Annotated in this window: 24 protein-coding genes; 14 read left to right on the top strand and 10 right to left on the bottom strand. The window is 64.2% G+C overall.

The window, feature by feature from the left end; genetic code table 11:
- Positions 1–416: 416 nt before the first annotated feature.
- Positions 417–1703 (bottom strand): thymidine phosphorylase, encoded by a 1287-nt coding sequence (locus tag ACIBG0_RS12055; protein ID WP_397031763.1) that lies wholly within the window; start codon positions 1701–1703, stop codon positions 417–419.
- Positions 1704–1961: 258 nt separating this feature from the next.
- On the bottom strand, positions 1962–2363 hold the full coding sequence (locus ACIBG0_RS12050) for a cytidine deaminase (protein ID WP_397031762.1): 402 nt from the start codon (positions 2361–2363) through the stop codon (positions 1962–1964).
- A 299-nt stretch (positions 2364–2662) separates the two neighbouring features.
- On the opposite strand from ACIBG0_RS12050, the gene sdhC reads away from it, so the two are divergent.
- The 5 genes from sdhC to ACIBG0_RS12025 all read left to right on the top strand — a co-directional run bounded on the left by sdhC (position 2663) and on the right by ACIBG0_RS12025 (position 6690).
- Entirely contained in the window at positions 2663–3061 is a 399-nt protein-coding gene (gene sdhC, locus ACIBG0_RS12045) for a succinate dehydrogenase, cytochrome b556 subunit (protein ID WP_364346499.1), read from the top strand.
- 72 nt (positions 3062–3133) lie between these two features.
- On the top strand, positions 3134–3565 hold the full coding sequence (locus tag ACIBG0_RS12040) for a succinate dehydrogenase hydrophobic membrane anchor subunit (protein ID WP_397031760.1): 432 nt from the start codon (positions 3134–3136) through the stop codon (positions 3563–3565).
- Between the two features lie 87 nt (positions 3566–3652).
- The gene (sdhA, locus tag ACIBG0_RS12035) at positions 3653–5419 is read left to right on the top strand and encodes a succinate dehydrogenase flavoprotein subunit (protein ID WP_397031758.1); all 1767 of its coding nucleotides are present in this window, start codon (positions 3653–3655) and stop codon (positions 5417–5419) included.
- Entirely contained in the window at positions 5419–6189 is a 771-nt protein-coding gene (locus ACIBG0_RS12030; protein WP_397031756.1) for a succinate dehydrogenase iron-sulfur subunit, read from the top strand. Before sdhA ends, ACIBG0_RS12030 begins: the two co-directional genes overlap by 1 nt.
- A gap of 168 nt (positions 6190–6357) precedes the next feature.
- Positions 6358–6690: a GNAT family N-acetyltransferase gene (locus ACIBG0_RS12025; protein WP_397031754.1), complete on the top strand. Its 333-nt coding sequence runs from the start codon at positions 6358–6360 to the stop codon at positions 6688–6690.
- Positions 6691–6695: 5 nt separating this feature from the next.
- Here the strand turns inward: ACIBG0_RS12025 and ACIBG0_RS12020 are convergent, their stop codons facing one another.
- Entirely contained in the window at positions 6696–7379 is a 684-nt protein-coding gene (locus ACIBG0_RS12020) for a RadC family protein (protein WP_397031752.1), read from the bottom strand.
- Between the two features lie 307 nt (positions 7380–7686).
- Entirely contained in the window at positions 7687–7890 is a 204-nt protein-coding gene (locus ACIBG0_RS12015) for a type II toxin-antitoxin system VapB family antitoxin (protein WP_397031750.1), read from the bottom strand.
- 118 nt (positions 7891–8008) lie between these two features.
- Here ACIBG0_RS12015 and ACIBG0_RS12010 point away from each other — a divergent pair, with 118 nt between their 5' ends.
- The 3 genes from ACIBG0_RS12010 to ACIBG0_RS12000 all read left to right on the top strand — a co-directional run bounded on the left by ACIBG0_RS12010 (position 8009) and on the right by ACIBG0_RS12000 (position 10398).
- Positions 8009–8569 (top strand): DUF4396 domain-containing protein, encoded by a 561-nt coding sequence (locus ACIBG0_RS12010; RefSeq protein ID WP_397031748.1) that lies wholly within the window; start codon positions 8009–8011, stop codon positions 8567–8569.
- A 128-nt stretch (positions 8570–8697) separates the two neighbouring features.
- Complete coding sequence (locus ACIBG0_RS12005; RefSeq protein ID WP_397031747.1) at positions 8698–9591, top strand: phenylalanine 4-monooxygenase; 894 nt, start codon at positions 8698–8700, stop codon at positions 9589–9591.
- 132 nt (positions 9592–9723) lie between these two features.
- Positions 9724–10398 carry an ester cyclase gene (locus ACIBG0_RS12000; protein WP_397031745.1) on the top strand — a complete coding sequence of 225 codons (675 nt, stop codon included), beginning with the start codon at positions 9724–9726 and terminating at the stop codon, positions 10396–10398.
- 22 nt (positions 10399–10420) lie between these two features.
- Here the strand turns inward: ACIBG0_RS12000 and ACIBG0_RS11995 are convergent, their stop codons facing one another.
- Together ACIBG0_RS11995 and ACIBG0_RS11990 are read right to left on the bottom strand one after the other, a co-directional pair.
- Positions 10421–11026: a TetR family transcriptional regulator gene (locus ACIBG0_RS11995; RefSeq protein ID WP_397031743.1), complete on the bottom strand. Its 606-nt coding sequence runs from the start codon at positions 11024–11026 to the stop codon at positions 10421–10423.
- Positions 11016–12560 (bottom strand): MFS transporter, encoded by a 1545-nt coding sequence (locus ACIBG0_RS11990; RefSeq protein ID WP_397031742.1) that lies wholly within the window; start codon positions 12558–12560, stop codon positions 11016–11018. The genes ACIBG0_RS11995 and ACIBG0_RS11990 overlap by 11 nt, the downstream gene beginning before the upstream one ends.
- A gap of 127 nt (positions 12561–12687) precedes the next feature.
- Here ACIBG0_RS11990 and ACIBG0_RS11985 point away from each other — a divergent pair, with 127 nt between their 5' ends.
- The 6 genes from ACIBG0_RS11985 (at position 12688) to ACIBG0_RS11960 (ending at position 17726) form a co-directional block, all read left to right on the top strand.
- A complete protein-coding gene (locus tag ACIBG0_RS11985) occupies positions 12688–13980 on the top strand; it encodes a serine hydrolase (RefSeq protein WP_397031740.1) in 1293 nt (430 codons plus the stop codon).
- Positions 13981–14029: 49 nt separating this feature from the next.
- Positions 14030–14836, top strand: coding sequence for a hypothetical protein (locus ACIBG0_RS11980; RefSeq protein WP_397031738.1), 807 nt, complete (start codon positions 14030–14032; stop codon positions 14834–14836).
- 517 nt (positions 14837–15353) lie between these two features.
- Positions 15354–15677: a type VII secretion target gene (locus ACIBG0_RS11975; RefSeq protein WP_397031736.1), complete on the top strand. Its 324-nt coding sequence runs from the start codon at positions 15354–15356 to the stop codon at positions 15675–15677.
- Positions 15678–15739: 62 nt separating this feature from the next.
- Positions 15740–16417: a hypothetical protein gene (locus tag ACIBG0_RS11970; RefSeq protein ID WP_397031734.1), complete on the top strand. Its 678-nt coding sequence runs from the start codon at positions 15740–15742 to the stop codon at positions 16415–16417.
- Positions 16417–16965, top strand: a complete 549-nt coding sequence (locus tag ACIBG0_RS11965; RefSeq protein ID WP_397031732.1) for a hypothetical protein — start codon at positions 16417–16419, stop codon at positions 16963–16965. The genes ACIBG0_RS11970 and ACIBG0_RS11965 overlap by 1 nt, the downstream gene beginning before the upstream one ends.
- A gap of 116 nt (positions 16966–17081) precedes the next feature.
- Positions 17082–17726: a hypothetical protein gene (locus tag ACIBG0_RS11960; protein WP_397031730.1), complete on the top strand. Its 645-nt coding sequence runs from the start codon at positions 17082–17084 to the stop codon at positions 17724–17726.
- Positions 17727–18024: 298 nt separating this feature from the next.
- Here the strand turns inward: ACIBG0_RS11960 and ACIBG0_RS11955 are convergent, their stop codons facing one another.
- The 4 genes from ACIBG0_RS11955 to ACIBG0_RS11940 are packed head-to-tail and all read right to left on the bottom strand — an operon-like array spanning position 18025 to position 21117.
- Positions 18025–18735 carry an ESX secretion-associated protein EspG gene (locus ACIBG0_RS11955; protein ID WP_397031728.1) on the bottom strand — a complete coding sequence of 237 codons (711 nt, stop codon included), beginning with the start codon at positions 18733–18735 and terminating at the stop codon, positions 18025–18027.
- The gene (locus ACIBG0_RS11950) at positions 18732–20069 is read right to left on the bottom strand and encodes a hypothetical protein (protein WP_397031726.1); all 1338 of its coding nucleotides are present in this window, start codon (positions 20067–20069) and stop codon (positions 18732–18734) included. Before ACIBG0_RS11950 ends, ACIBG0_RS11955 begins: the two co-directional genes overlap by 4 nt.
- 2 nt (positions 20070–20071) lie before the next feature.
- Positions 20072–20692: a DUF3558 domain-containing protein gene (locus ACIBG0_RS11945; protein WP_397031724.1), complete on the bottom strand. Its 621-nt coding sequence runs from the start codon at positions 20690–20692 to the stop codon at positions 20072–20074.
- The gene (locus ACIBG0_RS11940; protein WP_397031722.1) at positions 20689–21117 is read right to left on the bottom strand and encodes a hypothetical protein; all 429 of its coding nucleotides are present in this window, start codon (positions 21115–21117) and stop codon (positions 20689–20691) included. The genes ACIBG0_RS11945 and ACIBG0_RS11940 overlap by 4 nt, the downstream gene beginning before the upstream one ends.
- Positions 21118–21296: the final 179 nt, after the last annotated feature.

Raw genomic sequence — 21296 nt, 5'->3', positions numbered from 1 at the left:
GATCCGGCGGCCCAGGACCGCCCGGCAATCGGACTTCCCGACGCTTAGCGGGCGAGCAGGTCACCGCGGCACGCCGTGGTGTCAGGGACCGATGCGGTCCACGACCCTAAAAGAGGCGAGCGGGTCACCGCGACGGCACGCCGTGGTGTCAGGGACCGATGCGGTCCACGACCCTAAAAGAGGCGAGCGGGTCACCGCGACGGCACGCCGTGGTGTCAGGAGCCGATGCGGTCCACGACCCTAAGCGAGGCAAGCGGGTCACCGCGACGGCACGCCGTGGTGTCAGGAGCCGATGCGGTCCACGACCCTAAACGAGGCAAGCGGGTCACCGCGACGGCACGCCGTGGTGTCAGGAGCCGATGCGGTCCACGACCCTAAAAGAGGCAAGCGGATCACCGCGACGGCACGCCGTGGTGTCAGAGGGCGATGCGCTCCAGGACCAAGGCGGCTGGCGGTGGTGCCGTGGTTCCGATGGTGAAGGAGTTTTCGAGGGCGGCGAGAGCGCCGGGGAAGGCTTGCGGCGTGTCGGTGTGCAAGGTCAGTAGGGGCTGGCGTGTGGTTACGGAATCGCCTGGTTTGGCGTGCATTTCGATGCCTGCACCGAATTGGACTGGATCGCCCTGGCGAGCTCGACCGGCGCCGAGACGCCAGGCGGCGACGCCGATGGCCATGGCATCGAGTCTGGTAAGGACACCGTCTTGTTCGGCGCGCACGATTTCGGTGTGCTTCGCGCGCGGCAGGGGCGCGTCCGGGTCGCCGCCTTGGGCCTTGATCATGGCGCGCCAATGGTCCATTGCGCGACCATCAGCGAGGACGTCGGCCGGGTCGATATCGAGTCCGGCCTGGGTCACCATCTCGCGGGCGAGGGTGAGCGTCAGTTCAACGACGTCGGCGGGGCCGCCGCCCGCGAGCACCTCCACCGATTCGGCGACCTCGAGCGCATTGCCCGCGGTGCGTCCGAGTGGCGTGTCCATCGCGGTCAGCAACGCGACCGTCCGTACCCCCGCATCCGCGCCCAGTTCGACCATGGCCGTTGCCAATTCGCGTGCACCGTCCAGGGTTTTCAGGAAAGCACCCGCGCCGACCTTCACATCGAGGACGAGCGCGGCGGTCCCTTCGGCGATCTTCTTGCTCATGATCGAGCTGGCGATCAACGGTATGGATTCAACGGTCCCGGTGACATCGCGCAGCGCATACAGCCGCTTATCGGCGGGCGCGAGATCGGTGCCGGCGGCGCACACCACCGCGCCGATGCCGGGATCGGACAGAATCTCCCGCATGCGCGCCACCGGCACATCGGCCTGCCATCCCGGTATCGCCTCCAGCTTGTCCAACGTCCCGCCGGTATGCCCCAACCCGCGCCCGGAAAGCTGCGGCACGGCTGCCCCGCACGCTGCGACCAACGGCGCCAACGGCAACGTGATCTTGTCCCCGACCCCGCCGGTCGAATGCTTGTCCACGGTCGGGCGCGCCAGATCCGTGAAGTCCATCCGCCGCCCCGACGCGATCATGGCATTCGTCCATCGCGCGGTCTCCCGCCGCGTCATCCCCCGCCACACGATCGCCATCGCCAACGCCGCCATCTGCTCGTCGGCCACCACCCCTTTGGTGAATCGATCCACCACCCAATCGATCTGCGCGCCCGACAGCTCCCCGCCGTCCCGCTTGGTCGTAATGATCGAAACCGCGTCCACTGCCGTCACACCGGCAAGTCTGGCACGGGACACGCTCGTCCCCTGGAACTTGCCGGTGCCTTCCGATAGCTTCCGCGCATCATCGAGTAGACGTTGGGGAGCGCAATGACGCACGCACACATGGACCGCCGCGTCGCGGATCTCGAGTTCAGTGTCCGCGAGGTCGAAAGGGGAGCACCTCGGGGATCACGTCGGTCGGCAGACCAGAGATCAGCATGCCGACGGAAGTCGAAATCGACGCGTCGTTCGCAGATTGCTGAGAACGGCCTACCGCTGCCCGGCATCGAGATCTTCAGGCCCGAAGGCGTCGGGGAGCAGGGTTCGTAGCGGCACGGGTCCGGCCTTGTGATCCACAAGTAGGTCGGCTCCGCCGTGTTCGTAGAGCAGCTGGCGGCAACGCCCACACGGCATCAGGATTTCGCCCCGGGAATCGGTAACGGAGATAGCCAGCAAACGGCCTCCACCACCCGCGAATAAGTTACCGATGAGTACGCATTCGGCACAAAGGCCCAATCCATATGAGACATTTTCCACATTGCAGCCGCTCACAATTCGGCCGTCGGAACTGAGAGCCGCCGCGCCGACCGGAAACCGCGAGTACGGCGCATAGGCATTGTGCATAACTTGGATTGCTTTGTTGCGCAAGGATTTCCAGTCGATATCCGCCATCGGGAACCCCTTCCGGACCGAGCCACACTTGCCCGCGCAGGGGCCACAGCGCAACCCATTACGCATCAAGAAAGGTAAACCTAACTCGCTCGACTGTAGCGCAACGCACGGCACGCCGAATTAGTTCCGCGATTGCGAGGGGATTAGAGTCCAGATCAGATCGGTTCAGGTTCCCGGCGGCGGGCCCACGCGCGAGCTATTTGAAGCAGCAAAGCGCAGCCACCTGGGCATATACATCCACGTCGCCTGCCTCGGACTTGCAACCGGGTCCATCAACGACGTTGGAGGCACCGCACTCTATGACCACGACAGAAGCTCCGGCACAGCCGAAGCGGAAGACGCTGTACCGAGGCGACCCCGGAATGTGGTCCTGGGCGCTACACCGGATTACCGGTGTCACCATCTTCTTCTTCCTCTTCGCGCACGTCTTGGACACCGCACTGGTACGGGTCAGCCCCGACACCTACGACCACGCCATCGAGACCTACAAGAACCCGATCGTCGCCCTGATGGAGATGGGTCTCGTCGTCTGCGTGCTGTTCCACGCGCTCAACGGCGTACGCGTGATCCTGGTCGACTTCTGGGGCAAGGGCCCGAAGTACCAGAAGACGATGCTGTGGGTGATTCTGGCCGTCTGGTTCCTGCTGGTGGTTCCGGCCGTCGGCCGCCAGTTCTTCTACCTGTTCACGGAGCACTGACATGAGCGAGCGAATCATCGACACAGCCGCCAGTGCGGTCATGCCGGAGCCGAGCGCCAGCGAGGTGGAGGCATGAACGCACCTGTCATCGGTAAGAGTTACGACCGTCCCGCGAGCCTGGATCTGCCTCGCTCGCCGCGCGCCCGCTCCAACAACAACTTCGAGAAGTACGCGTGGCTGTTCATGCGCTTCTCCGGCCTGCTGCTGATCGTGTTGGTCCTGGGCCACATGACGATCATGCTGCTGCTCGACGGCGGCGTGAAGCGCTTGAACTTCGCCTTCGTTGCCGGGCGCTGGTCCAGCCCGTTCTGGCAGTTCTGGGATCTGACCATGCTCTGGCTTGCCCAGCTGCACGGCGGCAACGGCCTGCGCACCGTGATCGCGGACTACTCGCGCAAGGACTCGACCCGGTTCTGGCTGAACACCCTGCTAGCCATCTCGATGATCCTGATCGTGGGCGTTGGCACCTACGTCATCTTCACCTTCGACCCCAACATCAGTTAGGAACAGGCGAACTCCGATGAGTGAGCGCAGCGAACGAATCATCGACACAGCGTGTTTCACACATGCCGGAGCCAGCGAGGTGCAGGCATGAGTGAATCCCGGATTCAGGAGCACCGCTACGACGTCGTCATTGTCGGTGCCGGTGGCGCCGGTATGCGCGCGGCGATCGAGGCCGGGCCCCGAGCCCGCACCGCCGTCCTGACCAAGCTCTACCCGACCCGCAGTCACACCGGCGCGGCACAGGGCGGCATGTGCGCCGCACTGGCCAATGTCGAAGAAGACAACTGGGAATGGCACACCTTCGACACCGTCAAGGGTGGCGATTACCTGGTCGACCAGGACGCCGCGGAGATCATGGCCAAGGAGGCCATCGACGCGGTGATGGACCTGGAGAAGATGGGTCTGCCGTTCAACCGGACGCCCGAGGGCAAGATCGACCAGCGCCGATTCGGTGGTCACACCCGCGATCACGGTAAGGCCCCGGTCCGCCGCGCGTGCTATGCCGCCGACCGCACCGGCCACATGATCCTGCAGACGCTCTACCAGAACTGCGTCAAGCACGATGTGGAGTTCTTCAACGAGTTCTATGTGCTCGACCTGGTCATGTCCGAGACCGAGCGTGGTCCGGTCGCGACGGGTGTGGTCGCCTATGAGCTCGCCACCGGCGAACTGCACGTCTTCCACGCGAAGTCGATCATCTTCGCCACCGGCGGTTCCGGCCGGATGTACAAGACCACCTCGAACGCGCACACGCTGACCGGTGACGGTATGGCGATCGTCTTCCGCAAGGGTCTGCCGCTGGAGGACATGGAGTTCCACCAGTTCCACCCGACAGGCCTTGCCGGTCTTGGCATTCTGATCTCCGAGGCCGTCCGCGGTGAGGGCGGCATCCTGCGCAATGCCAGCGGTGAGCGCTTCATGGAGCGCTACGCCCCCACCATCAAGGACCTCGCACCACGCGATATCGTCGCCCGCTCGATGGTGCTCGAGGTGCTCGAGGGTCGCGGCGCCGGACCGAACAAGGACTACGTCTACATCGACGTGACCCACCTCGGCGAGGACGTGCTCGAGGAAAAGCTGCCCGATATCACCGAATTCGCACGCACCTACCTGGGTGTGGACCCGGTGAAGGAACTGGTGCCGGTCATGCCGACCTGTCACTACGTGATGGGTGGCATCCCGACCCGGATTCGCGGCGAGGTGCTGCGCAACAACACCGATGTGGTGCCCGGCCTGTACGCCGCGGGTGAATGCGCGTGCGTTTCGGTGCACGGCTCCAACCGTCTCGGCACCAACTCGCTGCTCGATATCAATGTCTTCGGCCGCCGCTCCGGCATCGCCGCCGCGGAGTACGCCCAGCGCACCGAGTTCGTCGAGATGCCGGAGAATCCGGCCAAAATGGTGCAGGACTGGCTGGCCATGCTGCTGTCGGAGCACGGCAACGAGCGCGTCGCCGATATCCGCACCGAACTGCAGTACACGATGGATATGAACGCCGCGGTGTTCCGCACCGAGGACACCCTCAAGCAGGCGCTCACCGATATCCACGCGCTCAAGGAGCGCTACACCCGCATCACGGTGCAGGACAAGGGCAAGCGCTACAACAGCGACCTGCTCGAGGCCGTCGAGCTCGGCTTCCTGCTGGAGCTGGCCGAGGTCACCGTGGTCGGCGCGCTCAACCGCAAGGAATCGCGCGGCGGTCACGCCCGCGAGGACTACCCGGACCGCGATGACGTGAACTTCATGCGGCACACGATGGCCTACAAGGAGGGTGCGGAGCTCATCTCCGATATCCGCCTCGACTTCAAGCCGGTGGTGCAGACCCGCTACGAGCCGATGGAGCGTAAGTACTGATGACTGCCGCACTCGACACACCCCCGCAGAAGGCCGCACCGGTGCCCGAGGGTTCGGTCATGGTCGACGTCAAGATCGCCCGGTTCAACCCGGAGGACGACAAGGGTGCGCACTGGGAGACCTTCCAGGTACCGGTGCTGACGACCGACCGTTTCCTGAACGTGCTCATCTACATCAAGTCCTACCTGGACGGCACGCTCACCTTCCGCCGCTCCTGCGCGCACGGCGTCTGTGGTTCGGATGCCATGCGAATCAACGGCGTGAACCGGCTGGCCTGCAAGGTGCTGATGAAGGACATGCTGCCCAAGAGCGGCAAGACCCTCACCATCACCGTCGAGCCGATCCGCGGCCTGCCCGTGGAGAAGGACCTCGTGGTCAACATGGAGCCGTTCTTCGACGCGTTCCGTGCCGTGAAGCCCTACCTGATCACCTCGGGTAACGAGCCCACCCGCGAGCGCATCCAGAGCCAGGCCGACCGCGCCCGGTTCGACGACACCACCAAGTGCATCCTGTGCGCCTGCTGCACCACCTCATGCCCCGTGTACTGGAGCGACGGCAGCTACTTCGGCCCGGCCGCGATCGTGAACGCACACCGCTTCATCTTCGACAGCCGTGACGAAGGCGCCCGCGAACGCCTCGACATCCTCAACGATGTCGAAGGCGTCTGGCGCTGCCGCACCACCTTCAACTGCACCGATGCCTGCCCCCGCGGCATCGAGGTCACCAAGGCCATCCAGGAAGTCAAGCGCGCACTGCTGTTCGCACGCTGATTCGAGGCACCCCGAGGCCGCCCGCATCGAAAGATGCGGGCGGCCTTCGTCGTCCGCGCAATGGATCCCCCGCTACGGAGCTTTTCCCATTTCATTCCCATTCAGGGACATTTCGGTAGCCCTCGTCGTCTGCGCAATAAACGGCGGTACGGATGCGTTCCAGGGGGCATGAGTGAACCGAAAGTAGAGGTAGTCAGCGTTCCCGCGCGCAACGCGTACGAAATCCGACTCGATGGCACGCCCGTCGGAGAAGAGCTGTATTTCGATGATGGTGCGCACCGTGTCTTCTATGCGACCGAGGTCGATCCGGCGTTCGGCGGAAGAGGATTGGGCAGCATTCTGATCCACGACGCGCTGGCGGACACCGTAGCGAGCGGCCGCCGAATCGTACCGGTGTGCCCGTTCGTGGTGCGGTGGGTCACCAGGAACAACGACTTCGCTGCCAGCGTCGACGAACCGACACCCGCATTGCTGCAGCGCATTCCGGCACTGCCCCGCTGATCGCATCACGCACCGGACCGCTGCAACGGTGCGGCGCTCGCCCACCCCTGCCCTGCGATCACCACGTGGTCGAGAAAACGCAGGCCGACGATGCGAGCGGATTCGATGAGCAGACTGGTCGCGCGACGGTCGTCGAAGCTGGGGACCGGGTCGCCGGAGGGATGATTGTGCACCACCGCGAAGGCGCGACCGTCGTGACGCAGCACGGTATTGAGTATTTCGCGGACCGGGACGGCGACCTGATCGATCGCACCTTCGGCCACGAATACCTTGTGCCGCAATCGATTCTGCGCATCGCACACCAGCACGAGCAGCCGTTCGACACGGGCACCGGCGAACAGCGGCAGCGCCACCCGGACGACATCGGCGGCGGCGTCCAGGCGCGGGGCGTTTTCCGGACTGCTGCGGGCCCTGGTCGCGAGGTGAAAGGCGGCGATGATGGCCGCGGCCTTGGCCTCCCCGACGCCCGCTCGCCGCGATAATTCCTCCGGCCGCGCGGCCGCCAAACCGGCGATGCCGCCGTGCTCGGCAATCAGCTCGGCGGCCATGTCCAGTGCGCTTTCGCCCCGGCGTCCCTGGCGCAGCAGCACGGCGAGCAATTCGCTATCGCTGAGCGCGTGCGGGCCGAGCGTGAGCAGCCGTTCCCGTGGACGTTGGTCGAATGGCAGTTTGGCGATGGGTACCGACATCAATCCCCCTCGAATGCGGTGCGATCTCGCGCATCATGCCAGCCCCCACCGACATTGAAGATGGGAAGGCTTCGACCGTCACTCGCCGAGCACCCGCCACCGCGAACGACGGTCGCGGCCTGGGCTATTCGGATGCCACGACCAGGGCGATCTCGACCTTGTACACCTCACGCACCTGGCCCCACTGACCCGCGGCCTCGCCAAACCATGAACGGCATCGAATGCGTCGACGAACCGGTCCTGAAGTACCCGATCGAGCTGACCCCACCGCAGAAAGGGCTGCGCTGCCCGACGCGGTGACCTCTGATCAGCCGTCGGCAACCGCGATCTCGGGTCCGGGCAGAGCACACAGCACACCGGCAGCCAACCGCTCCAGATGGTGAAGTTGCCGCTCGTGCACAACGATTCGGCGCAGCGCCTCGTTGATGGTGGCGTTGCTCGTCGATGTGCCCATGATGGCGGCCGCGGCGGCGAGCAGTTGCTGGTCGAGATCGATCCGCACGGATTTCATGCGCCCTCCTTCGTACATTCGCCATATTGCTTTATCCGACCCGCTGATGTCTGGCAAATCGGGCACAACACCGGTATCGGTACTTGACGAATTACCCTACGGGGGTATAGTTCCCCGCATGGAGCACGAGCACGGAACGCCCATCGAACACCACGAACACGCCGGGCGCACAGCACATTCCGCGCATGCGGCAGCCGCCGGGCATACTCGGCACGCAAACACCGAGCATCACGCTCCGGCGTCTTGGCGGATGGCCGCCCAGGCCACCCTGCACTGCCTCACCGGCTGCGCGATCGGCGAAATCCTCGGCATGGTGATCGGCACCGCGCTCGGCTGGAACAACACCGCGACCATGGTGCTGGCAATCGTGCTTGCCTTCTTCTTCGGCTACGCACTGACCATGCGTGGGGTCCTGAAGGCGGGTCTGCCGCTGGCGGCAGCGATCACTACCGCACTGGCCGCTGATACGGTCTCGATCACGGTCATGGAGATCGTCGACAATGCCGTCATCCTCGCGGTGCCCGGTGCCATGGACGCACATCTGGATACAGTCATGTTCTGGGCGACTCTGGCTTTGTCTCTGGTGGTCGCCTTCGTCCTCACCACACCGATCAACAAGTGGATGATCGGACGCGGCAAGGGCCATGCTGTGGTGCACGAATTGCACGGCCACCACTGATCACTTTTGCCGCCGCCACGGCCGGCCTACTGCCGGTAACAACGCGAAAAAGCCCGACCAGCTAGGCAGTTTGACCAGCTGGGCGGGCTTTTGTTGTCGCCACCGCCCGGCGGTGCTTGCATCGACGTATGTTCACCGAAGCTCAGCTGTACTCGCCGGTGACTCGATCCGGCGATGGCGATGTCATGGTGCACCTGAGCGACGAGCACCCCGGCGTGCACGATCCCGAATACCGCGCCCGCCGCAATGCGATCGCCGCGCTCGCGCTGGATTACACACCGGATAAAGCGTTGCCGCATATCGACTACACCGATGAGGAACAACAGGTGTGGCGCATCGTGTCGGCCGAACTCGCACGCAAACACCAGAAGTACGCCGCCGCCGAAGTGCTCGCGGCCGCCGCCCGGCTCGATTTGCCGAGCGATCACATTCCGCAGCTCGACGAGGTCTCCGCCGCGCTGACCCCGCTGACCGGATTCCGCTACGTACCCGCCGCGGGTCTGGTGCCGCTGCGCGAGTTCTTCGGCTCCTTCGCCGACCGGACCTTCCACTCCACCCAGTACATCCGGCACCATTCGGCCCCGCTGTACACCCCGGAGCCCGATGCCATCCACGAGATCATCGGGCACGCCAATCAGATAGCCAGTCCGCGTTTCGCGGCCATCTACGAGGCGGTCGGCGCTGCTGTCACTCGGCTGACCACCGAGACGGCGCTGAAGTTCCTCGCCGATGTGTTCTGGTTCTCCATGGAATTCGGCGTGGTTCGCGAGAACGGCGAAATTCGTTGCTACGGAGCTGGACTGCTGTCCTCCTACGGCGAGATCGAGGAGTTCCAGCACGCCGAGCTGCGACCGCTGGATGTGGCGAGGATGGGCACCGCCGTCTACGACATCACGCACTACCAACCGATTCTGTATTGCGCACAGTCGATTTCGGAAATCGAGGACGTGATCGGCGGATTTTTCAGCACCATGGACGACGATTCGCCGCACCGCGCATTGCACGCGTCGACCAGAATGTGACACATCATCGTTTAAAACTCGAAAGTTGCTGGAAGACACTGTAGTTCGCCGGATGCACAGCTGTCGCGACAATCCACCAACCGGCTGTTAGCCTGCCTCGCGTCCGATCTCTTCGAAGGGGCGCGAGCCGAGATGACTGTTGATACAACCGATTCCACAGCCGAGACGACGCCGCTGTGGCTACAGGGCCGAGACGCGGTGGTCGCCGCGACGCCGGCCGAGCATTGGCGCAACGGCGCGCCCGACTACCACCTGACCAACGAAACCGTGCCGCGCGAGCGCACCACCGAGCATGCGGCGGGCTCGCTCGAAGCCATCGTCGAGGATCTGGTGCGGGTCTTCGAAATGGAGGTCTCACACAAGAAGGACCCAGCGACCTGGGTGTCGCTGGTAGCCGAGCACTACCGTGGCCGAGTCAACGGCGGAGCGTGGCAGGACGCCGAGGAATTCGCACGGATCGGCAGCTACAACATCCTGATCGGCGATAACCCGTACTACGAGGTCGAGCGAGAGACCTTCGAGTCCTCGCACGAGACCTTCCATACCGCCTTTCCGAAGGGCTTCTTCTGGGAGGTGCTCGAGGTGCTGGCCGGACCGCCCGCGGTCACCTTCCGCTGGCGGCACTGGGGTCGCTACGACGGCGAATACAAGGGCCACCAGCCCACCGGCGCATTGATCGAGATGTTCGGCGTGACGATCGCCAGGGTCAGCGACGACCTGCGCATTCTCGAACTCGAGCATTTCTACGACAACAACAAGTTGCTCGGCCCATTGGCACACGGGTGCCCGGTTACCAAGTCCGCCTAGGACTTTCCGCCGCTCGGCAGCACTATTGCTTGCCGAGCGGTAACCCTGCCTCCAGGAAATCCAGTGCGCGATTGAGGTTCTCGGCATTCAACGGGTTGAACCTCGCGATTCCGAGCGCGACCCCCGCGATAGCACCGGCGGTCACGCGAATCTCGAAATCGTCCGCATCCCGACCCATCTGCTCGGCGAGCAGGCCCGCCATCAGGTCGATGCCGCGTTGCAGTTCCAGTCCGATGGCGGCGCGCAGCTCGGGCACGTGATACAGCAGCGCCTGACGCTCCTGTTCGAATGCCAGCTCGGCCACGGGCAGATTCGCGAATACCTCCCCAACCGCATTGCGGAACGCCGTCATCGGCGGGATGTCGTGCGGTTGGGCCCGTATCGCGTCGATCATCAGCGGATCGAGATCGTCGGCGAGCACCAACTGTTCCTTGGTCGGAAAATAGCGGAAGAAAGTGCTGGGTGATACCTCGGCCGCCGCGGCGATCTGCTCGATGGTGGTCTCGCTGTAGCCCTGCTCGCGGAACAGCCGGAACGCTTCTTCACGAATCGTCCGGCGGGTCCGTTCCTTCTTCCGCTCGCGCAGGCTCTGCGCGGCGGTCCCGTCCGCGGGCAGCTCAACCGACATATGTCGATTCTGGCCCATCAACCGGCACCAGCGCGTCCGGTATCGCCTCCGGGGGTTGTGGTGCGCCCGTCGACCGCCGTGGCAGCACCCGCAGTGCGAGCGGTACCGCCACCGCGCAGATGGCCGCACATACCCACAGCATCGCGCTCATCCCGCCGACGAACGCCGACTGCACCTGCTCCAGCATGGCGGCATCGCCGGTCGACTTCGCCACTGCCACACCGGAATTCACGCTATCGCGAATAGGATCGACATTCAGCGCTCCGAGATCGTCGCGGTACACGGTAGCCAGCACGGTGCCCAGCAGCGCTACCGCAATGGTGCCCGCTGCCTGACGCAGCGCCTGCACCAGTGCCGAGCCGACGCCCGCGCGGGCCACCTCGAGATTGTCCAACGCGACCGCCATACCAACCGGCAGTCCGAGGCCCATGCCCGCACCGGTCAACCCGACCCACAGGGCCACGAACCAGTACGAGGTTCCCAGCTCGGTCAGCCCGCCCAAGCCCATGCCGACTGCCAGTACCGTCAGGCCGAGCGCCACCATGAGCGCCGGTCCCAGTTTCGGCTGCAACCGATCCCCCAGCCGCGATCCGACCAGCAGTCCGGCGATCATCGGCAGCAGCCGCACTCCGCTGCCCAGCGCGTCGACGCCGAGGACCGCCTGGAAGTACTGCGGCACGGTGAAAAACAGGCCGAACAGGCCGAAGGTGATAATCACGGTGAACGCCGCGCCCCAGCGGAAACCCGGGCTGCCGAACAGCCCCAGATCGACCAGCGGGAAGCTCGCACGCCGCTGCCACACGATGAATACCGCGACGATCGCCACGCCGCAGACCAGCGCACCCCAACCGAGCCCGTTGCCCCATCCCTTATCACCGAGCCGGATGAATCCGTAAGTGACACTGACCATGCCGAGGATCGACAGCGCGATGCCCGGCAAATCCATCGGCCGCTGATCCGGGTTCCGCGATTCCGGCACCAGGGCCGCGACGGCCGCCGCGCCCAGCACCACCATCGGAACATTGATCAGGAATACCGAACCCCACCAGAAGTTATCGATCAGCCAACCGCCGAGGATCGGACCGAGCGGCAATCCCAGCGCGGTCGAGGTGACCCAGATGTTCATGGCCTTGGCCCGCTGCGCCGAATCCGGGAACAGTACCGGCAGCACCGCCATCGACAGCGGCATCATGACCGCCGCCGCGACGCCGAGTACCACACGGGCCGCGATGAGTTGACCGGCGGTGGTGGCAAAGGCACAGGCCAGCGAGGCCGCACCGAACAGCACCAGCGCGCCGAGCAGCAGCTTTTTGCGGCCGTAGCGGTCGCCGAGCGCGCCCGCGGGCAGCATCACGGCCGCGAGCGCCAATGTGTATGCGGAACTGAACCACTGCAGCGCGCCGGTATTCGCATTGAGGTCGACAGCGAGCGTGGGCAGCGCGACGGTCAGCACGGTCATATCCAGGCCGATGGTCAGCATTGCCAAGGCCAGCGCCCCCAGCGCCAGCCAGCGGCGAGTCGAGTCTGTCTTCATAGCCCCTCCAGAAAATGATAGTTACAACTTTTTGATAGTAGCTCTCATTTAATAGTTCCTGTCAATACTTGATCCATCCGTGCCTCTTACCCGCCGACAACGCGGCCGGTCAGTAGGCTCGCAGCCGATGAGCACCCGGGACCTTCGCCTCCTCGTCGCACTCTGCCTCGGCTCCGCACTGGCCGTAACAGCCGTGATGTGGGGCCCTGCCGCGACCGTTTCACAGGCAACGCCGACGACCGCGACGACGACGCCGTTCAGCACGCCGAATACCGACAGCTGCCCGCAGAAGACCAGGCCGCCCAATCCGATCGATGAATCCGAGGTCCCTGAACCCGGACAGCCGACGCCGACCGCGCTGGCCGTGCCGATTCCGCCGGTCGGCGGCTCACGTCTGGGTGAATGCGGCGTCGTCATCCCGCGCGGCGCACCGGCGGTACCCCAGGACATTTCGGCCACCGCCTGGCAGGTATCGGATCTCGATACCGGTGAGGTACTCGCCGCCAAGGACCCGCACGGTCGCTACCGGCCCGCAAGCACAATCAAGGTGCTGCTCGCGACTGTCGCGCTGCGCAGCCTCGATCTGAACAAGACCGTCACCGGGACGCAGGAGGATGCGAATGCCGACGGCACCCGGGTCGGCATCGGTCCCGGTGGCCGTTACACCAACCGACAGCTCATGCAGGCGCTGATCATGGCGTCGGGCAACGATGCCGCACACGCCATCGCCGCCCAACTCGGCGGTGACGCCGGTACCGTGCAGAAGATGAACGAACTGGCAAAATCGTTGTACGCCTTGGATACTCGCACCGCCAGCCCGTCCGGTCTGGACGGTCCCGGCATGAGCAGCTCGGCCTACGACCTGTCGGTGCTGTTCCGCGAGGCCATGACCATTCCCCTGTTCGCCGAATTCATCCACACCGAGCAAGTCGACTTTCCCGGCTACCCCAAGGACCCGAAAAGCCCTGATGACAAAGATCATCCGGGCTTCCCCATCGCCAACGACAACCACCTGCTCTACGACTACGACGGTGCGCTCGGCGGCAAGACCGGTTACACCGATGACGCCAGACAGACCTTCGTCGCCGCCGCCCAGCGCGACGGCCGCCGACTCGTCGTGACGCTGCTGAAAGCCGATGTGCTGCCGCTGCGTCCGTGGGAACAGGCCGCGCGCCTGCTCGACTACGGTTTCGCCCTGCCGAAGGGATCCACCATCGGCAAACTTCCCGAAACCAAGTCCGCATCGACGAAAAGCACTGCGGGACTTGCCTCCCCACCACCCAAAGACACCGACCACGAGGCACAGTCTGTCGATGAACCCGACAACCACACGGGTACCAGTGCGCTATTGCTGGTAGGCGGCGTCATCCTGGTCCTCGCACTGCTGCTCGGAGCTCGTCGCGTGAGCCGCCACCGATAGACCGAAGTTCCGAAGGCCTTTGCGGCAGAGGTATTTCAAGATCGTCGATATGGGGATTGTCGGTCGAGGGTTGCAGCGAGTCAACGACTACCTGGAGGCCCCGCCACGCGGACCGCAGTACCACGGCGACAAGAACGACCCCCGCTACCCTTCGCCGCGAGAACTGCGCGGCGATACTGCGGCGTTCTTCGATATCGCGCTACATGGCGGATCAGCGGGCGCGATAGCGAACACCGCAGTCTCGGGGCTGGGGTGGGTCGTCCTCGTCTTCGTGGCGACCTACGCGGCGTTGTCGTTCGTACACACGGTCATCGTGCAGCGCATCATCCACGCCACCATCGGCGAAGCGCTGCTCGGCTTGGTGGTCATCCGAGGAGAGGACGGCGGCTGGCCGACCTTCGGCAACCTGGTCCGCGGCTACTTCTGGCGCGGATTCGCCACCGCCTTCTGCTTCTTCGACGACAACGACCTGCCGGCTACGGCCTCCACGAACCCGCCCGAGTCACCGTGCAGCGGCGCGATGTGCGCGCATTGCGATCCGGATCCGTACAGCCGCAGATTGATCCGCGAACCTATCCCGGCTATCGGCCACCGCCGAACGCGAACCCGCTTTACGGTCCCGCACCGACGAACCCGCCTCGAAACCAGCAGCCGACCCCGCATCCGGCAGACGCCCAACAGTATCCACCGCAATATCCCCCGAATCCGGCCGCCCCCAACGGCTACCAGCCGCAACCGGCTTCCGGACCCGCCTACTCGCCGAATTACATTCCGCCGCAGGGCTACCGCCCGCACGACAACCAGCCGCCACACCATTTTCCGCCCCACCCACGCTGACACCGGTGCCGCGAGCTAGCGCGGCCCCCTGCAGTTGCGAACCGGCTGGCACCCAACAGCCCCCATCTCCCTATCCACCGAACACCTACCTGCCGAACGACTTTCCACCGCCAACGGCCTTGTGCCGCGACAGTTCTCCGCCAATTCACCCCGCTGCGCTGCGGGTGGTGGGCCTCGTCCGGAACCTGGGCCGGATGCTCTTCGTGAAGTATTCTTACGGCGATTCACTAGGGGGTGACTGCGATGGCAGGGTGGACTGGCGACTCGGCGGTTGGTGGGTCGGCACGCGAGGTGGTAGGGCTCTGCGCCGAAATCCACGGCTTCCACGCTCTACTGCCGACGGCCGCTACCCTAACTGCCCCGAGAAGTGCACCCTGGCACCGGAATCCGGCCAGGGTACTCACCTCCCTACCGCCAGGTCGAGTTCTCGCACCGATCGGCCAAGTAGACGCGCGCCCGACATGCCGCCTCAGCCGGAAACGAACGGGATTGCGTCGGCACGCGCGGTTATCGCCACATCCACAGAAAGTCAAAGAATGACCTACGAATTCAAGGTCGCCCCAGACGATATCGATAAGGCGGCAGACCAGCTGGCGGAAATCGCGGTGGGAAGCGCGAAGGCAGTCGAGTATGCCAAGAAGCATCTCGACCTGAAAAGCAATGCCGGTTTGGCCCTGAAACCTCTCATCGGCGTACTTCAAGAAGCCTGTGACGAACTGGCGGTGAATTACACACGGCTGGGCTCCATGACAAGCGAATCCGCCACGGAGTTGAAGAACGCCGCGAACATGTACCGAACGGTCGACAAAGCACGGGCCGAAGCGCTCGACAAGACCTACCCGACAAAGGCCAGCAAATGACCGACACTACTACCGCATCCGATCCGACCGCGAAGCTCGTCGAACCGCAGGTAGAGGCCTGGTTGTCGACCGGAGGAACTCTGGTCGACTTCGTCCTCGGAAACGCGTACAGCGTTACCTACTACTTGAACGTCATCGTCTCGTTGACCGGATGGAACCCGATCGAAGATGTACAGAAGTATTTTGGAGGAGATTGGCAAGAGCTGCTCGAGTCCGCGAAAGCGGTAGAGAATCTGGCCGCATATAACACCGCCTACGGTGACGCGATCGACGCAGCGATGAAAAATGTCGAATCATCGTGGCAGGGCAACGCGGCCACCAGCGCGGCCGATTACTTCTCAAAACTGACGACGGCCCTCGACGGGCAGGTCGAGCCACTGACACAGATCGCCAACGCGACCGCCGCGTTCGCGTGGGCTTCGTTCGGCATCGCGCAGACCGTCCAAGCGGGAATACTGGAACTCGGCGACCGTGCGGTTCAGTGGGTTCTGACGCAAGCCGCCGCAGCTGCTGCTGCAGCGACCGGCGTCGGCGCCTCCGCCGCAGCCGCACTCGAGGTCGTCTGCAATGCCATCCTCCTCGCGATGACACTCAATGTTGTGAAACAAATCAAGAACCTTGGAGCCTTGCTGGCTGCCGCACAAGCAGCGCTCGGCACGATCACGGCGTTCATCGGGACCGCGATGGAATTCCAGATCCCCAGTCTCGGCGGAACCTACGACCATCCCGGGGTGAACTGATGAATCGCGAGGAACCGATGCTGGATCTCGCCGGCGGCGATGTCGGCATGTCACGTCACCTTGCGAAGGCTCTGAACATCATTGTCGGCAGCCCGGGCCTCGCCCCGGATCTGAAGGCGCAAATGCAGGAGATCCTGCAAGGGAAGGGCACCATCCGCGATCTCGTGCACAGCGAGTCGTTCGCGCGTCTCGGCGACGCGGTCATCCCCAAGGCGCTAGAGGATTTCGCGGCGACATCGCCCGAGGAAATCCAGCGAAAGGCCGAACTGGGAAACGCGATCCTCGAAAGCTACCGGAACCAGGATCCCGAAACTTCGCCCCCCGCAGAGCCATCCCCGAGTTCGTCGCCCGAGCAATCGCCGACCAGCGCTCCCCAGGGAACACCGTCGACGGCGGCCTCCGAGGTCGGAAGCAGCGGTAACCGCCCTGCGAGCCATGTGATTCCAGGAACTCGGAAGCCCAACCGCGATCGGATCGTCACACCCGACGACCTGGACGACGACGATCTGTACTTTCAGGACCGCAACCAACGCGGATGGCTCGAGTGAGGCTACCTCGCCTGGCCGGTGACTATTACCGCCCCAACAGCGGTGACGGCTTCGAGGCGACCCCACTACCACCGAATCCACCGGTGTATCAGCGGCCGTACACGCACGAGGACGACGTGACGATCCGGCTGCGTCGGTGTCAGGCCCCTTTGCCGAATACCGGTTCGCTCTGGCGGAAAACGCCCCGGCGGCTACGCGTCGAACCACTCGAACTGGAAATTGCGCAACCTCTGCCCGATTTGTGTCCCGGGCACGGTCTTCCGGCGGTGTCGCGAAACCACGTGCGGGCCAGCTTCTACGACATGGATCTACATCCTCGGTTTCATCGCACAGCCAGAGAACGAGACCTCGGCAAGAACTTGTTCACCGGAGGCGTGGTGCCGGTCGCACCTGTTTCGACGATCCTCGTCGGCGAGTGGCCCGTCTGTGACCGATGCGTCCGCACCTCCGGGCGATACCGCTGGGCCGCCCGCTCGCTGCTATGGCTGATGGTCGCCAATCTCGTCGCTGTGGTGATAGTCAGTGTGGCGCATGTCGATCCCCTGCTCATCCCGCTGATACTCGCACTCTTCCCGGGTTCGATTCCGCTGGGGCTGGTGGTGGTCATCCACCTGTTCGGCAAGAGTGCCCAGCGGGTGACGTACCGCCCCATCTATGATGAAAGGTTCGCCTTCGTCCAAGCTCACTCCCGCTTCCGGGCAGCGATAGAACAAGATCCGCGCTATGCTCCTTCGCTCGACAAAGAGCCTGGCACGCAATAAGAATCGGTCGTCTCGGCCATCCGGGACGGCCGAGACGGACATCGCGCAGACCCGCAGATGCACCCTCGGCATTTGCCACCGCTTCGCTCGAGCGGAGACCCCGCGCCAAGCCATCCTGATATCAGCGTCGCTGTTCCCCGTCGACCGGCCCCGGCAGACTGCCTAGATCGAGCGTCCGCTTATGCGCAGACGTGCGAAAAGTCTCGAACTGACGGCCTTGCTCAAGCTGCCCAGATTCTTTGGCAACCAGCATCTGGCAATCGAACCCGGAAGCGACCGTCGGCGCTGGAGCGGCGGATCAGGGGCGCGGTTGTGCCAGGCGGGTGATTTCGCGGCGGATTGCGGACTGATCGCAGGGGGTGATGTGGAATTCGTTGTATTGGTGGCGGTAGTGGTAGCGGCCGTCGCCTTCGATGTCGAACCAGTTCAGGTATTCAGGTGGGGCGGGGTGGGAATCACGTAGGCCGCGAAGGATTTCCACGGTTCCGGAACCGGAGCGCGGGGCGCGCAGCAGGCGGTAGATGCGGTCGGACGCTGCCTCTTTGAGGCCGGTCCAGGATTCGAGGTCGTCGACCAGGCGTTGGGCATCTTCGGCCACGGCCGGATGACGTCCCGGCGGCACGTCGCCGAGCACTGCCGTGAATACGGCGGCCGCGATCGCGGCGGTGCCGACCTCGAGCACTACATTGCCGCCGAAATCGGGGGTGGGGCCCGGCCGTTGCACCAGGGTGACGCCGATGTCGGCGTCGATCGCGCCGAACGCGCGCAGCGGGCGTCGCCGAGTTCCGGTCAGCGTCAATGCGATTCGCGGATCGGCGGCCACACGCAAGGCCGCCGAGAGGTCCGGGTTGGCGTGCAGCGGCATGCGGCGGTCCAATTCGCGGGTGAGCTGGTCGAATTCGTCTTCCCAGCGCACCGAGGCGATCAGGCGCAACGGAAAGGGGTAGCGATCCGACCGCGTCTCGCGCCAGATGTGCATGAACTCATCGGGCGTGAACTCGAACTTCACCCGCGCTCACCGCTCGGGTGGGCCGCAGGCGCATCGGACCCGATTGCCTGCGGAACCGCGGGATCGTCGGGGCCGACCAGTTCTTCGTACTGGCCGATCAGGTAGTCGGGGACCTTGCGGCTCGACTCGTCCTCCCCCGATTTACGTCCCGCACCGGGCGAGGACATGCCCGACATACCGTTGCGGCCGCTGCTGGCCGCGCTGGTCGCCGCAGTGGAAACCGTTGCCGCGCGGGAATTTCCGGTCGTCGGCACGCCGGTGACACTGCGCCCTGGACTCGGCGTGGTGCTGCTGCCGGGTCCGGATGTGCCACCCGGTCCAGAGGTACCGAAGCTGCCCGGCTGTCCGGAGGTCGTCTGGGTGGTAGTTGTCGCGGCGGGCGAGGTGGCGGTAGTGCTCGCGGCTGTCGTCGGAGACTGCGTCTGTTGTCCGGTAGTGGAATTCGAGTCGAGGCCCGTGGGGTTCACCGTGCCCTGATCGCTCCCCGGTGTGCCCGATCCGTTCGACTCGCCGTTGCTACCGCCAGTGTTCCCGGTGCCCGATCCAGTGGTGCCGCCATTGCCGCCCCCGCTACTTACGCCCGGCCCGCTAACGCCGTTGCCTCCGCCCGGCGACGTGACCGGCACGAATGTTGGGACACCGGAGCCGGCGGGACCGTAGGACGGTTTGTAATTGTTGTTCATGGTGTCGATCGCCGTGCGATGCAGCGCCTCGATACCGCGCTGATAGGCGACTTCCTGGCTGTCACCGGCCCCGACCAGTCCCGCGCCGACCGCGGAAATGATGACCTGTGCGGGATCCAGCGTGGTCGCCGAACCCCTGCTCCCGTCCGCCGCGGATGGCGGCGGCACCGTCATCTTCACCACCTCGGCGGCTGACGCCACACCCTTTATCCGGTGCCCGCAAGCATTGATCACCTGCTCGACATCACTGGCCTGCCGATAAAACGTCTGCGCCGCAGCGAGAGCCGCATCGGCCATGGCCCCCTCGATACCCGAGGCCAATGCCTTCTGAATCGCAAGATTCGCGCCGAACAGTCCACCGCTCAGCGCGGTTGCGATGCTGATCCAGGTATCGGCCTGATGATGCATGATGCCCGGACTCATCTGCTGCGCGTGAGTGTAGATCTCCTCATGCGTGATGCCCTCGAACTGCTCCATCCGAGTGATGTACGCCGGATCCTGGCCGACAGCAGACAGTTTCGTCTCGTACTGCTGCGCCCCCTGCTGCTGACCGCGCGCAAGTGTGCTCGGCTGAGTGGTGTCGGGCTTGCGGCTCGAATCGAATGCACCGAGGGCTGAGGGAACATTGTTGATGTCGAGAGGGCCGGTCATGGTTAGTTGTCCTTGCCGATCTCCGGTTCGATGGTGGAGGCGATGTCGGTTATGCCGTCGCAGGGGTTGAGGGTTTGGGGGGCGCGGTCGGTGAGATCGACTGCCATTTGCAAGAACCCCACCTTGGTTCGGATATCGACCTGGCAGCCGCGACGCACTTGGGGATCACGAACCAACAGGGCTTGGCGACCGTTTATAGTGATCGGCTCGCTGTAAGAGCCGACCTTTGCGACGTCTTCTTCCCAGGTAGCGTTCCCGGAGTTCAGCCGCATTGTGCGTTGCGGTGACGAAAAAGTGCACGTCAAGAATGAATACTCCGCGATCAGATCGTCAAGTCGCTCACGGGTAACCGGATCGAATCCGGCTCGTCGGATTGTCTCATCACTGATCCAGGTGCAGGGATCGAAAACCACCTTGGGGCGGCCAGTGCTTGCGGTGTATTTGTTGTCCTGCGTAGGCGGCTGGAGCTTGGGGTTCGTCAATGTCGGCCGAGCCGATTGCGTTGCTGAGGACGACATCGTGGTGTGATCTGTGTCGGCCGGTGTCGCGTGGTTGTCGGATGAACAGCTCGCTGCCAGCGCGGCGGCCGCCACCGCTAGCAGGGCAATGCGGATTCCAGTCATGACGATTGCACCTCTGAGGTGGCGGTGCTGATCGACCGCGCATTCATGGCGTCGGCCTCGTCCACCAACTGACCGGCTCGTAGGTATGCCGCCGCCATCTTCAGCGCCGCCTCTTTCATCCCGTTAAGAGCTTCTGTCATCTTCACCGCCTTGCCGGAAAATCCGTCTTGAAGCTGCTTGGCGGACTCGAATCCGCCGAACCCCTCCAAGGAATGCAGGTTGGTTGATCGCTTGATCTGTGGTTCGAGCGTCGTCTCGACGAACCTCGTATAGACCTCGGCGCACCGACGTGCGGCGTCGGTCTCCATCCGAAATGTTCCCCCAGTGGCCTGTTGATACAGCGCATTCGCGGCCGATTGCCCCACTTCCACGGCTATCCCTCCCTCGCTGTCCGTTCGCTCAATGTACTGGACGCGTGAAACCATGAATCGGTTCCCTTGGGACGCAAAGTGTGTCTCGATTGATTTCGATCCTGCAGGTTCGGACACTCCTGCCGTACTCAGCGCCCGCACCCCAACCAAGCCGTGTGGGGATGCCCGGGCTTGTAGCGGGTCAAGTGGTCCCGCTGAACAGGTATGTGCCGATTGTGATCTGGTTTGCGAAT

Origin of the sequence: Nocardia sp. NPDC050630, assembly GCF_044457245.1 — a bacterium.
In the GTDB taxonomy this organism is placed as follows: domain Bacteria; phylum Actinomycetota; class Actinomycetes; order Mycobacteriales; family Mycobacteriaceae; genus Nocardia.
This window is presented reverse-complemented; position numbering and strand designations above follow the sequence as displayed.